Here is a 13,610-nt window from a genome sequence, read left to right as displayed (position 1 = left end):
GAAGGTAGTTGATATATGAGATTATCTGTCGGAAAAAAAATCATGCTCGGGATTGCCATCATTTTTGTGTTAATGCTAATCATGGCTCTATTTTCAATCAATCGAATGAATATCATGAAGGAACGGATTGATTCCATAACGGCTGTCTCTTTGCCGGGCGTAGAGTTAATCAATGAGTTGAATTTCGAGGTGGAGCATGTCATGCGGTTGACCGTCATGCATCTAGATGAAACGCTTAAGACCGGTAAAGACAGACAGGAAAGCAGTATTGCTCTCGTATACCGTAAAATCGATCAGACATTGGCCGAGTATGAAAAAAAGGCTGTTATGGAGGAAGATCGCAAAAATCTGGATGAATTTAAAGGCAAGTGGAAGGAATTTAAAGACGTCAATAAACAGACTTTAGAAGCAAGTCAAGCTAAAAATGGCGCTAAGGCTGCGCAATTGCTTGCACAAGCGGAAGAGTTGAATGTGACGATACAGGCTATCTTTGACAAAATGAAAATATACAACGATAGCGAGGCCGTCCATGCAACGAATGAAGCAATCGGCGCCTTCTCTTCAGCGAAGACGGGTCTGACCTTATTGTTGATCTTTAGCTTGCTTGCAGCGGTAGCAGTCATTGTGAGTGTTCATCTGCTAGTTTCCAAAACCTTACATAAGGTTACTTCCCATATTGTCCAAGTAGCCAAAGGGGAACTAGATGTACAGCCTTTAAAAGTAAGAAGCAAGGATGAGTTGGGGCAATTGGCCAAAGCAGCAAACGACATGGTTGTTCATTTGAGGGAAACTTTACAGCAAACGGCAACAACCTCAGCTCAAGTCGCTGTTTTATCCGAAGAGCTTGCAGCAAGTGCTAATCAAACTGCCGCCTCTTCGAGACAAGTTGCCACCGCTGTTCAGGAAGTTGCTGGAGGGGCCGCCGATCAGCTCATCAGTACAGAGGAAGCAGCTAAGGCGATGGAAGAAATGGCAATAGGAATCGGACGAATTGCAGAAACGTCTTCCGTCGTTTCGGAAAAGTCCGTTGAAACCTCGACACAGGCTGAGCAAGGAAATGAAGCTATCCGACAAGTCGTTACTCAAATGGGATTCATTCAAGATTCAGCAACCACAACGGCAGAATTTGTTGGGCGGCTGGGGCAGCGATCAGAGGAAATTGGCGCGATTGTATCGATGATATCTGACATTGCAACCCAGACGAATTTATTGGCACTGAATGCCTCCATCGAAGCAGCAAGAGCGGGTGCAGGAGGAAGAGGGTTCGCGGTCGTCGCGAATGAAGTGAAAAAATTATCTGCACAATCCAGTTCATCCGCTAACGAAATTGCTGCGTTAATCCATGAAATTCAATCAGTAACAAGGCTTGCTGTAGAAGCCATACAATCCGTTACTCGTGAAGTTACGATAGGGATCTCTGTGGCTGAAACGACTAGTGAAAAGTTCGGCTCTATACTCGATTCCATTCAGCATATCAACAACGAAATTCAAGAGGTTTCAGCTATCTCAGAGCAAATGGCCGCCTCATCCGAGCAAATTACTGCATCTATTATCTCCACTGCATCCATTGCTAGAAATGCTAACGATAACACCCAGGCTGTAGCCAACGCATCTGATCTGCAGTTGGTTTCCATGGAAGGTATTTCCTCATCCGCCTCACATCTGTCTGGTATGGCTGAAAGTTTACAGCACTTGATCCTTAAGTTCAAGCTGTAGTTATCTTGTGCTTAAAAGAGTCTAAGATCTAACTGTTATCGGTTAGGTCTTTTTTTATACGAAAAAACTGACGCCGGTGTAGTCCCGACGCCAGTTATCTTTCTAATTGCTTTTTCTGCTGGTTGTTTGCAAGTTACTTTACTGTCTTATTATAAGCGGCAATTTTCTCCGTGATGCTCTTCGCAGCAGCGTCCAGTGCTTCTTTCGGCGCCTTCTTACCTGTAAGAGCTTCTTCGATCGCCGTTTCTACAAGCTGACGCGCTTCTGGGAAGACACCCATTACTGCACCTTGTGTGGCTTTATTTGCTTTTGTATTATGCAGTTGATCAATTGCGGTTTGGAATTGCGGATATTTGGCAAGGTTATCCTTCACCAACTGCTCGTCGTAAGCTTTCTTTGTAATTGGAAAGTAGCCAGTGTTGACGTGCCACCAAGCTTGTGTTTGTGGGTTTGTCAGGAATTTAATGAACTCCCATGCGCCTTTTTGCTCAGCTTCGGATTTGTTGTTTAAGATGTAGAGACTTGCACCACCGACAACAACTCCGCCATCCTTCGCATCAGCTGGTTTAGGCAGGGTGCTGGTTCCGACTTGGAATTTACCGTCAGCACCGCTTACGATCCCGCGGAGTGAGGCTGTGGAATCTAATGTCATAGCGACTTGTCCAGCCAAGAACGCTTTCTTCGTATCGTCTGTCTTGCGTCCTAGGTTAGTAGCTGTTTTGCTGTCGACCATTTGCTTCCACCACGTCAAAGTCTTCACGCCCGCTTCACTGCCCACCATAGATTCCGAAGCTGCGGTCGTACGACCGTTACCATTATTAAGGTACTCGGCACCTTGTCCAGCAAAGAATTGCTCCAAGAACCATCCGTAGATAGCGAAGGATGCGCCTGCTTTACCGTCTTTGCTTAATGCTTGAGAAGCCTTGGCAACGTCTTCAAAGGTTGTTGGTGGCTTTTCAGGATCAAGACCGGCAGCTTTAAACATGTCTTTGTTGTAATAGAGGATCGGATTCGATGTGTTGAAAGGCATGGAATACAGTTTGCCATCGAATTTATAGTAATTCAGAATGTTATCTTCTAGTTGGGTGAGATCGAATTTATCAGCATCGACATACTTTTGAACTGGTGTAATAGCCTTGGAATCGATCATGAAACGGGAACCGATTTCGTATACTTGAATAAGAGAAGGACCGCTTTTGCTATCCATAGATGCTTTCATTTTATTTAAGCTTTCATCGTATGTGCCTTGAAAAACAGCTTCTACTTGAACATCTTTCTGGGAAGAGTTGAAGTCTGTTACAAGTTTATCTACAGCTTTGCCGAGCTCACCGCTCATCGAGTGCCACCAGATGACCTTAACTGGTTCAGCTGATTTTTTCGTTTCTGCGGTAGCAGGAGAAGCGGATGATTTGGTATCTGTTGTACTGCCAGATGTCGTCGGTTCAGCTTTGCCGCATGCGCTAGTCAATAGCACCATGAGTGCTGTAATTGCGATAGCAGTACTTCTCATTTTCAATGTCTTCATTTTTTTTGTTTCTCTCCCTTTTGGTTTCTTTATTTTTTATTTATGGAAATCTGGGTCAGCGTATTGCTGAACAGAGCAGCCATCACACATGGGGACTAACCTTTCACAGCACCAGCAGTAAGCCCTCGAACGAGCTGCTTCAACCCGAGTACTAAAAGCAATAGTGAAGGCAGTAAAACAATAGTTACGCCTGCTAGAACCAAGTTCCAAACGGTTAATTCTTCGAATTGAAGCATGGCGATGCCAATCTGAACCGTTCGCATTTCTTCGCTGTTCGTAATGAGAAGCGGCCATAAATACATGTTCCACGAGTTTAGGAACGCATAGACGGCTAGCGTTGCAAGTGCCGGGCGGCCTAGGGGCAGCACAATTCGGAAAAAGCAGCGGAAGTGCCCACAGCCATCAATTCGTGCTGCTTCGAACAGCTCCTTAGGCAGCTGTAAGAAAAATTGGCGCAGCAGGAAAGTGCCGAAAGCAGTCGCCAGGAATGGAACGGTTAAGCCCTGAATGCTATCGAGCCAGTCCCACTTTTTGACCGTCAAATAGTTGGGAATGATGGTGACTTCCCATGGAATCATCATGGTGGCCATGAATATCGCGAAGAAGATAGCTTTACCCTTGAAACGAATGTTAGCAAAGGCGTAAGCGGCCATGCTGGATGTAATGAGCTGTCCAGCGGTAATGATAATCGAGACGACCAAGCTGTTGGCTATAAATTTGCCGATGGGGACTAATTGGAACACGGCGACTATACTGCCGATATACAAGCTGCTCGGCCAGAAGCGGGGCGGATAGGCCGATGCTTCCTCCGGTGTCATGAATGCTGCGGTAAACGTATAGAAAATAGGATACAGAACGAGTGCAGCGAATACGACAAGCAGTACATACACGAAGGTATTTTGTAATCGATGGGTCATTGATAGTGCACATTCCTTTCAAAAACTTTAAATTGTATAACGGTGAAAATAAGGATGATGGTGAACAGGACAAGGGCTTGAGCACTACCAGTCCCGAATCGGAAGTTAATGAAAGCATCCTGATACAAGCTGTATACAAGGACATCTGTGGAATTAACAGGTCCGCCTTTGGTCAAAATGTGAATCTGTCCGAAGGACTGAAAAGCACCAATGATCGACACAATGGTGACGAAGAACACCGTCGGTGAAAGCAAGGGGAATACGATTTGGATAAAGGTACGGAATGGACCTGATCCGTCGATTTTGGCGCTATCATAGATTTCTTCTGGAATTCCTTGTAGACCACTTAGAAGAACGATGTAAGTAAAGCCGAGATTCATCCAGACCGTCATCATCGAGACGGAAAGCAGTGCCCACCTTGGATCTGTTAACCAAGCTACTGGCTCTAAGCCAACCATGCTCAGCAAGTAATTCAACATCCCGACACTCGGGTGAAATAGCATCATCCAGATCACCGCAGAGGTTCCTACGGATAGAACAACAGGCAGCGAGAAAATGAATTGAAAAATTCGCATACCCTTCAAGTGATTGTGTGTAAGTGCAGCGAGTAAAAGCGCAAGAGCAATGCCAGTTGGCACCGTAAGAAGTGTAAAAAGACCTGTGACTTCCAAGCTTTTATAAAATCGCTCAGAAGTGAAGATAGCAATGAAGTTATCAAAACCGACGTAAGAAGCAACTCTGCCTCGCGGATCCGTCTCGTGTAAGCTCAGATAAAAGGTTTGAAGCAGTGGGTAAAAAAGAAAGATTGCAAACAGCAAAATCGAAGGGAGTAAGAAAACATAACCAATCAGCGTTTCCGTCAATTTTTGATTGATAAGCGTACGGGGAGGTTGTCCCGCTTTTGCTTTTGGCTTAGTTGTTGCAAGTGGTAAATCTCTATCCATCGTATTCATGTGGTGCTCCTTCACGAACATTATTAGACTATTACTATGTTTTTAGCTTAACGATGCATTATTTGACCCGTGTTAAATAGAGATTAATAATTTGTATATTTTTCCAGTATGTTTACGTAACCTTTACGAATGAATACTGGGCAAGAGCGAGTCATTTCATCTATAATTTAATCATAGTAGAAGCTTATACGTTGGGAGTGTCAATCAATGAACAAACATAAACCGATTGTAATTGGACATCGCGGAGCGGCTGGGGAAGCACCGGAAAATACACTAGCTTCTTTTGCACTAGCTATGGAGCAAGGTGCAGAAGGCATTGAACTAGATGTACATATAACGAAAGACGGAGAGATTGTCGTATGTCATGATGCTACGCTCGATCGAACGACGAATGGCTCCGGACTTATTTGCGAACACAGTTGGAGTGAGTTGACGTCGTTGGATGCTGGGTCTTGGTTCTCAGAGGCGTTCACGGGGGAACGGTTGCCACTTTTGCGTGAAGTATTCGATTTATTGCCGCGAGGAATCTTCATCAATGTGGAAGTGAAGCATGCTTATGAAGGACGAATGGAGAAGGCGCTTCTAGCATTTTTGCGTGAAAGCAGCCGAATGGAGGATGTGGTCATTTCTTCTTTCGATCACAAGGTGATTCGCAGAATTAAGCAGGCCGAGCCAGAGGTGAATGTAGGGTTGTTGTACGCTGCAAACCTTATTGATCATACAGCTTATGCAGAGCAAATGGGTGTAGACGTGTTTTCGTTGCATCCTCATCACCACTTCATAGAACAAGAAGATGTTGCTGCGGCAGTATCCTCTGGACTTGCTGTTTATCCTTATACGGTAAATAGCTTGGCCGATTATCGTAGGATGATTGCTTCCGGTGTTTCAGGCATAATTACCGATTACCCAGCTAGACTTAGGGAGCTATTAAACCTGTAGTATGGTAGAATATGGGTATCATAGTTTGGAAGGGGAAACGTATGAGCGAAAACAGCTTAACTCAAATTGGGCAAATTTCAGTAAATGCAGCTGACATTCCAAGAGCCGTCGCTTTTTACCGCGACACATTAGGCATGAAGTTTTTGTTTCAAGCTTCTCAAATGGCTTTTTTTGATTGTAATGGTATTCGATTGATGATAAGCCTTCCTGAAAAACCTGAATTTAATCATCCTGGCTCTGTCATTTATTATAAGGTTGGGGACATTAAGCAGGTCTATGAGGCTTTTCTAGAACGAGGTGTGTCCTTTATTAGTGAGCCGCATATGGTAGCTAATATGGGCAGCTTCGATATTTGGATGGCTTTTTTCTGGGATACAGAGGGAAATACCTTGGCGATTACCAGTGACGTCCCTAATGGAAATTAAAATGTTTTAGAGAGAGAGACCTATGCAGTTGGTTGCATGGGTCTTTTTTTTCATTGATAGCTTCATTGGCGGAACGAGAGGTCGCTATTTTGATGTTTTTAACGAAAATAACCAAATTGCGGAACGTCAGTTCGCTATTTCGCTCAAATCCTGTACAAAACAAGCAAAAAAGGGCAAATAGCGAATCGTCGTTCCTCTTCGAGCCGGAAAAGGGCTATTTATTATCGAATAGCGAACTGACGTTCCGCCCTAATAAGCAAATTGGACGTTAAAGTCACAGAAAATAATTCCTCCAAGAGCGGGTACTACGCAAAGTTAGTACTATCAGATTCCAGGCAAATGCATACAATGGAATTATGATCAGGTATTAATAGAAGCCTAAAAAGCTTATGCGTACGAATCCAGTTTAGCCAAAGCAAAGCTCAGTCGTTGCTTACGAAGATAGCTTTGCTAAAGCAAAGCTCAGCCGATGCTTACGAAGATAGCTTTGCTAAAGCAAAGCTCTTAGGAGGAGTCCCAATGATCAAATGGTTGTTTGTTGCTCTGTTAAAGCTGTTACTTCCTCTATTGCGTCCAGTCTTGATGACAAGCTTTAAGGTTAAAGTTAGGGGGATGGAGCGGCTCGATTTGACGGAGAAAACGGTGCTTATTCCTAATCACGTATCGTTGCTGGATGCTGTGCTTTTAGCTCTGATTCTGCCGAAGGAAGTGGCATTTGTTGTAAACACAAGGATTGCAAAGCGTTTTGCTTGGCTGCTCCTTTTTCGGACGCATATCTCGGTAGATCCGTTGAACCCATACTCCGTGCGAAAGATGCTGAAAACCGTGCAAAATGGAACACCGCTTGTTGTTTTTCCAGAAGGACGAATCACGACAACCGGTGGCATGATGAAGGTGTATGGTGGGATTGGTTATATTGCTCTGAGATCACAGGCACGCATGCAGCCAATTGCGATTAATGGACTTGAGCATTCGAAGCTATCTTATCTTCGCGGCAAATTGAAGCAGTTCTGGTTTCCGGCAGTGAGCATCACGTTTGGCGAAGCTTTTCAAGTACCCATGAGTGAACATATCTCGAGGCGAATTCAGAAGGAGCGGGCAACGGATATCATTCGCGACCGCATGCAGAATCATTTGCTGGAAAGTCGAATGAAGCCTGAGCTTAATTTATTCAACGAGATGCTGATAGCTGCCAAACTTCATGGCATTTCTACGGTTATATGTGAAGACATCATAAGTGGCTCCGCTTTAACATACCGCAAATTACTGCTCACAACGTATACGATGGCGGGGGTTCTAAAGCAGCTTCTTAAGGAACAGAACCGTGCTGCAGTTTTATTGCCTAATGCTGCTGCACATGTGGTCACCTTGTTTTCATTATTCCGATTAGGAGTAACACCGGCGGTATTGAATTATTCGGCTGGTAAGCAGACGATGTTGGATGCTTGCGAAACAGCCGCTGTGAAGACGATCATTACGTCTAAAGCTTTTATCGACAAAGCGGGACTTGCCGATTTTATTGATACCGCTAGCGGCGCTTTCAAGATTGTTTATCTCGAAGATGTTAAACAAAGTATCACTTTTAAACATAAATGTGTCGGGATTTTTCACTATCTTCGGAAAGTTCAAGGACCTGTTGGCTCCGGAAAGAATGAAGTTGTTCTTTTTACATCAGGCAGTGAGAGTAAACCGAAGGGGGTCGTCCTTACACACCGCAATGTATTTGCTAATATTCAGCAGGCTAAGGCTGTAATTGCCTTTAACGGGTCGGATATTGTGCTTGGCGCGATGCCGATGTTTCATTCCTTTGGATTGACTGCAGGAACGATGCTGCCCATCCTTTCCGGTATGAAAGTCGTGCTTTACCCTAATCCCTTACATTATAAAGTCATTCCGGAGCTAGTCTACGATCACAATATTACGATTCTGTTTGGGACTTCAACTTTTCTATCGGCTTATGCGAGAACAGCGCATCCGTATGATTTTGCCCACTCGCTGAAATATGTCGTGGCTGGTGCTGAGAAGTTGAAGGAGGAGGTCCGTCAAACCTGGTCTGATAAATTCGGGATTCGTATTCTAGAGGGGTATGGGACAACGGAGACAGCGCCCGTCATTTCGCTTAACACACCTATGTACGCTAAGAAGGGTACAGTGGGGCGAATACTGCCAGGTATGGATTACCGTTTGGAAAAGGTAGAAGGAATTGAGCTTGGCGGTAACTTGTTGGTGAAGGGGCCGAATGTGATGAAAGGTTATCTCATTCATGGTCAAGGCTTCGTCCCTTGCCCAGAGTGGTATAGCTGCGGAGATGTTGTTCAAATGGATGATCAAGGGTATATCTCGATTCAAGCAAGGTTGCAGTCTTTTGCCAAAATTGGTGGGGAGAAAGTGTCACTGCCGATGGTGGAGGAGCTTGTGACTGCAAGCTTGCCGCCTGAGGCGATATGCGCAGCGGTTAGTGTGCCGGATATGCGTAAAGGGGAGCGAATTGTTGTCTATCATAATGTCCCCGGTGTCCAGCTTCAGCAAATCAGAGAGTCGATGAAACAGCAGGGTCATCCCTCCTTCTACATGCCTTCGGAGCTTCGTTATGCCGAAAAGCTGCCGCTTCTAGGAAGTGGAAAAGTAGACTATGTGACGATCAAGCGATCGGCTTTGAAGGATAATCACGAAACCTAAAGGGAGCGAAAAGTTATGAAAATGAATCCACTTCAGACGCTGTATGTGACACAATTTCTTTCCGCTTTTGCCGATAATATGATTCTCTTCATTACCTTGGCGATCATTAAACAACAGGCATTCCCTGATTATTATATTGGCGTTGTGCAAGCCTGCTTTCTTATTGCCTTCGTCATTTTTGCACCGTTCGTTGGGGCTTTTGCAGATAGAAATGCGAAATCACAGGTCCTTCTCGTCGGAAACGCCATCAAAGCCATTGGAATTATAGCCCTGTTCCTACATCTTGATCCTGCTGTCAGTTACGGAATTGTCGGGATAGGAGCCGCGGTATATTCACCTGCCAAATATGGCATCCTGCCTTCACTTACGCATTCGGAAAGCGAACTGCTGAGAGCCAATGCACGTATTGAGGGCTATACGATTATGGCTATTCTCATTGGCTCTGTGTGTGGCGGCGTTTTGGCGAAAATCTCGCTTACTGGGTCTATTGTTGCTTGCTTCGCGCTATACTTGATTTCATTACTTTTAACGCTGCAAATTCCTAGAATTTCAGGCAATTCGAGCATACGATACGTCAAAGAGGCCAAGGCATTTCTAACGGATATGAAGCTTTTGCTAAAAGATCGAACGACTCGCTTTTCTCTGGTAGGTACGGGCTCATTCTGGATGACTTCCTCCGTCGTCCGTCTTGCGATTATCGCATGGGTGCCAGCGCATCTAGGCATACAGTCTGTTGATCAGATTTCGATGCTCGTTGCCGTCACAGGCATAGGTATTATGGTTGGCGCACTCATGACGCCCAAATTGATTCCGGCTCGCAAATATTATAATTCCTATGTATTTGGGATTGTCATGATTATCAGTATATTGCTGTTCCCGCTTAGTACTAACTTATATGTCACCATAGGTCTTCTGCTTCTCGTAGGCTTCAGCGGCGGCGTATTTATCGTACCGATGAATACCGTGCTTCAAGATAAAGGACAGGGAATGGTGGGGGCAGGCAAAACAATTGCTGTTCAAAATTTCCTCGAAAATTCCATGATGCTTGCAGGTGTAGGCATTTATACACAAATATCCAAGGATGGTTTATCACCTGATATCTCGATCATTGGAATTGCTATTATACTCGCTGGCTTCGTAGGATACCTGATTATACAGCGTCAACGCTTGAAAATCGTCGTGTAAGTTAACCTTCATTCAGAGATGACCCGATTACAGTTAATGCAGAAGGTACAATCTCGATTTGGAGCGGTGTTGATCCGGCGAATTCTCCGTCCGCTTGGACCAGTAAAGGAATTTGTGTGCGAAGTGAAATCGACGTTCCTTTATAGAAAGAAACAGCGGGATGATGAATATGCTTACCTTGATAAACAGTGAAAAGAATCGGCAGCAATTGGTATCGCCCTCTGCTTTGAATCACGACAATATCGGCTACGCCGTCGTGAGGAGAGGCAGCAGGGCATATTTGCATGGAGCCACCGTAAAAGGGAATATTGGCGACAGCTGCCAGCCACATGTTTGGCAATTCATGAACCGTGCCGTCAACTTCTAACCATGCTGTGCAAGGTTGATAAGTGGCGAACACTCTTAGGATCGAGATAAAGTAGGACAGTTTACCGAGACCAATGCGATTGAGAAATTTTTTGTAGCCAGCCTCGTTTGTCAATTTAGCCACCATGCCATCGAAACCTGCCCCAATGCTATTCACAGCAATCATTCCGTTGCTTGTACGTAGAATATCAATTTGAACTTTTTTAGTCTCCGATATTGCGGCTTCCAGGGCTTGTAAAGGTTGAGTAGGAATGCCATAAGCTTTGGCGAAGTCGTTACCTGTTCCAGCAGGAATGACCGCAAGTGGACAGTTTAATCCGGTATTTTGTATGTGCCATAACCCTCCGGAAGCCTCATGAATCGTTCCATCCCCACCGATCACGATCAGCTTATCGACACGGTGCTCTTGAACAAGAGTGATGGCGTGCTCAGTGGCTTCTCCCGCCTTTGTCGTTACTTTTGCCAGATGTGAGATATGGTTTAACTGTAGATAAGTCTCTATTTCTCTCCATATGCTAGCTCCTCTACCATCCCCCGAAAGAGGATTCACGATAATTCCGATCAACTTCATTTCATTTATCTCCGATCTATCATGAAAATGGAATAAATTGTATGTGTAATTTCTTGGTTTTATGATACTTTTTACCTAATTTTGTCTTTACATCGTGAACACTGTTTTGTAGAATAAACCGTAGGTTAATTAAAAATCTTTCATGTGATGTTTCATAACATTACGCAATTGGAATGGTTTAGTAGTGTACTGGACAAGTAGTAAGACTACAAGATCTATCACTCGGGAGGAGAACGGGAGACTTTGAAATTCAAAACGAAATTGAATGCGAGTAACTTGAAGAACGTAAGAAATATGAGAGCTAACCTGTCCATCCTTCGAAACCTTAAATTACGTTTTAAACTGCTGCTTATGAACGCTATCGCTATTTTGTTCCTACTAATTGTAGGTATTACGGGTTATTATTATATGGATAAGATGTCTAGTAATTCTACTAGAATGTACGAGGAAAGTCTGCTATCTGTCAAATGGATTAATCAATTGAAATCAAATTTTAATGAAACCGAAGCGAATCTGCTAGAGATGATGCTTTCGACTGATGTGAAATACAAGGTCAAATTAAAAGTTAAATTAGATGAAAACAGTGCCAAGAATAAAGAGTTGGTTACTAAACTAGCGGGAATTGCTTTAAATCAAGAGGAAACTGATGCTTTTAAAAGCTTTGAGGAACTGAATCTGAAGTACCGCGATGTTATCGTTAAAACGATTGAACATGCTACCCAAAATAATCAAGTAGCTTACCAAGTGTATAACAATGAGGTTTCACCTCAAGGTGATAAAACGATTGAGGCATTGGACAAATTGGTACTGCTCAAAGAATTTGCAGCAGAACAATTTCAGCGTTCGAGCAGCGCAGACTCAAAGACTTCTCACTGGGTCATTATCCTTACCATTGTTTTCGCAATCATCGTAATGACGGCAAATGCACTCGCTTTGAATATGATTATTACGATGCCAATTCGCAAACTGCAAGAGCATATGGAGAAAGCGGCGAGCGGTGATCTCTCTATAAAAGGTGACTACCCTTATGAGGATGAGGTCGGTAAATTAACAGGCTCCTTTAATGTCATGACCGAAAGCTTGCGCAGCTTAGTCAAACAGATTGCTGAGAATGCGTTGACACTATCAGCGAGTTCAGAAGAACTTTTAGCGAGTTCGGAGCAAAGCTCCATGGCTGCGAAGCAGGTAGCGACATCCAGCCAGAAGCTATCCGAAGATTTTGATAAGCAGTTTGCTGGCGTGAATCAAGCGAATGAGGCTGTTCAGCAAATGCTTACAAGTACGAAGCTCATTGATGAGTCAGCCCAAGAGGTTGCTGAGCTCGCAGAACAAGCTACCCAAGCAGCACAAAACGGCAAACAATCCGTTGTCTCGATTGCCGGTCAAATGACCGAAATCTCCGATGCTGTTCGCGAAGTCAACGATGTGATTGAAGCATTAGGTAAAAATGCGCACAAAATCGGTGAGATTGTCAATGTGATCAACGAAATTTCTACTCAAACGAATCTTCTCTCTTTGAATGCTGCAATTGAAGCAGCTCGTGCTGGTGAAGCGGGTCGCGGGTTCGCGGTTGTAGCAGGGGAAGTGCGTAAGCTTGCTGAGCAATCATCATCGTCTGCACGCAACATTACACAGCTTGTTTCCACGATTCAAAGACAAATCAATCACGCTGTAAGCTCCATGCATGCAGGAGCAGGCAAAGTGGAAGTTGGATTATCGATTTCTGGGAAGGCGCAAGAATCCTTCGTCCATATCGAATCATCCGTTGAGAAAGTGAATGCGAAAGTGGAGAGTGTGAACACGAATATACACCAACTTGTTGATGCTAATTTACGCATAGAACAAGTGATGGGTATCGTGAGTGCTGTTTCGGAAACAGGGATTTCCGTCAGTCAAGAGACATCGGCTGCCAGCCAACAGCAAATGTCGACGACCGAGGAAATTGAGAATTCGGCCAAATCCTTGGCAGGACTGGCCGAGGAATTACAAATTTCTTTGCAGAAATTTACGGTTTAGAGAGATGACCGCGGGCGGTTTGCCTGCGGTTTTTTTGTTTGTGCTGCCGCGGAAACGGATGTATTCATCGCTAAAGTACGGGGAGCGCGTGGAAGAGACTTGATAGTGAGAAAAACACGCTTAAAATCGGAGTATGCGTCCGGAACCTCCGTAATGTCTGCTGAGGCGATGAAATTCATTGCTAAAGTGTGGGAATGGTGCTAAAGCGCAATGTGAGGTCAAAATGCACTTTTCAGATGTTCTAAGTAAAGTAGCATGTTGCGTTCTGAGAAGGCAGAAATAGGCGTCTCGGAGGACCGGAATGCAGCAAAAGTGGCG

11 protein-coding genes are annotated in these 13,610 nt (G+C 44.4%); 7 read left to right on the top strand and 4 right to left on the bottom strand.

The features are described from left to right. The first annotated feature begins 15 nt into the window (after positions 1 to 15). Entirely contained in the window at positions 16 to 1,716 is a 1,701-nt protein-coding gene (locus tag GC098_RS18295) for a methyl-accepting chemotaxis protein (protein ID WP_171644644.1), read from the top strand. Positions 1,717 to 1,849: 133 nt separating this feature from the next. On the opposite strand, the gene GC098_RS18290 is transcribed toward GC098_RS18295, so the two are convergent. The 3 genes from GC098_RS18290 to GC098_RS18280 form a co-directional block, all read right to left on the bottom strand. Continuing rightward, positions 1,850 to 3,241 carry an ABC transporter substrate-binding protein gene (locus tag GC098_RS18290; RefSeq protein WP_171644642.1) on the bottom strand — a complete coding sequence of 464 codons (1,392 nt, stop codon included), beginning with the start codon at positions 3,239 to 3,241 and terminating at the stop codon, positions 1,850 to 1,852. Positions 3,242 to 3,336: 95 nt separating this feature from the next. Then, positions 3,337 to 4,158, bottom strand: a complete 822-nt coding sequence (locus tag GC098_RS18285) for a carbohydrate ABC transporter permease (RefSeq protein WP_171644640.1) — start codon at positions 4,156 to 4,158, stop codon at positions 3,337 to 3,339. Then, positions 4,155 to 5,111, bottom strand: a complete 957-nt coding sequence (locus GC098_RS18280; protein WP_171644637.1) for a carbohydrate ABC transporter permease — start codon at positions 5,109 to 5,111, stop codon at positions 4,155 to 4,157. The genes GC098_RS18285 and GC098_RS18280 overlap by 4 nt, the downstream gene beginning before the upstream one ends. A 207-nt stretch (positions 5,112 to 5,318) precedes the next feature. On the opposite strand from GC098_RS18280, the gene GC098_RS18275 reads away from it, so the two are divergent. The 5 genes from GC098_RS18275 (at position 5,319) to lplT (ending at position 10,339) form a co-directional block, all read left to right on the top strand. After that, a complete protein-coding gene (locus GC098_RS18275) occupies positions 5,319 to 6,050 on the top strand; it encodes a glycerophosphodiester phosphodiesterase (protein WP_171644635.1) in 732 nt (243 codons plus the stop codon). A gap of 11 nt (positions 6,051 to 6,061) precedes the next feature. Next, positions 6,062 to 6,475, top strand: coding sequence for a VOC family protein (locus GC098_RS18270; RefSeq protein ID WP_246358700.1), 414 nt, complete (start codon positions 6,062 to 6,064; stop codon positions 6,473 to 6,475). A 22-nt stretch (positions 6,476 to 6,497) separates the two neighbouring features. Further along, on the top strand, positions 6,498 to 6,656 hold the full coding sequence (locus GC098_RS18265) for a hypothetical protein (protein ID WP_171644633.1): 159 nt from the start codon (positions 6,498 to 6,500) through the stop codon (positions 6,654 to 6,656). A gap of 338 nt (positions 6,657 to 6,994) precedes the next feature. Next, complete coding sequence (locus GC098_RS18260; RefSeq protein WP_171644631.1) at positions 6,995 to 9,154, top strand: AMP-binding protein; 2,160 nt, start codon at positions 6,995 to 6,997, stop codon at positions 9,152 to 9,154. Between the two features lie 15 nt (positions 9,155 to 9,169). Beyond that, positions 9,170 to 10,339 carry a lysophospholipid transporter LplT gene (gene lplT / locus GC098_RS18255; RefSeq protein WP_171644629.1) on the top strand — a complete coding sequence of 390 codons (1,170 nt, stop codon included), beginning with the start codon at positions 9,170 to 9,172 and terminating at the stop codon, positions 10,337 to 10,339. A 1-nt stretch (position 10,340) separates the two neighbouring features. On the opposite strand, the gene GC098_RS18250 is transcribed toward lplT, so the two are convergent. Further along, the gene (locus tag GC098_RS18250; RefSeq protein WP_171644627.1) at positions 10,341 to 11,276 is read right to left on the bottom strand and encodes a diacylglycerol/lipid kinase family protein; all 936 of its coding nucleotides are present in this window, start codon (positions 11,274 to 11,276) and stop codon (positions 10,341 to 10,343) included. 243 nt (positions 11,277 to 11,519) lie between these two features. On the opposite strand from GC098_RS18250, the gene GC098_RS18245 reads away from it, so the two are divergent. Next, the gene (locus tag GC098_RS18245; protein ID WP_171644625.1) at positions 11,520 to 13,292 is read left to right on the top strand and encodes a methyl-accepting chemotaxis protein; all 1,773 of its coding nucleotides are present in this window, start codon (positions 11,520 to 11,522) and stop codon (positions 13,290 to 13,292) included. Positions 13,293 to 13,610: the final 318 nt, after the last annotated feature.

It is taken from the genome of Paenibacillus phytorum (assembly GCF_013141715.1).
GTDB lineage: Bacteria > Bacillota > Bacilli > Paenibacillales > NBRC-103111 > Paenibacillus_E > Paenibacillus_E phytorum.
This window is presented reverse-complemented; position numbering and strand designations above follow the sequence as displayed.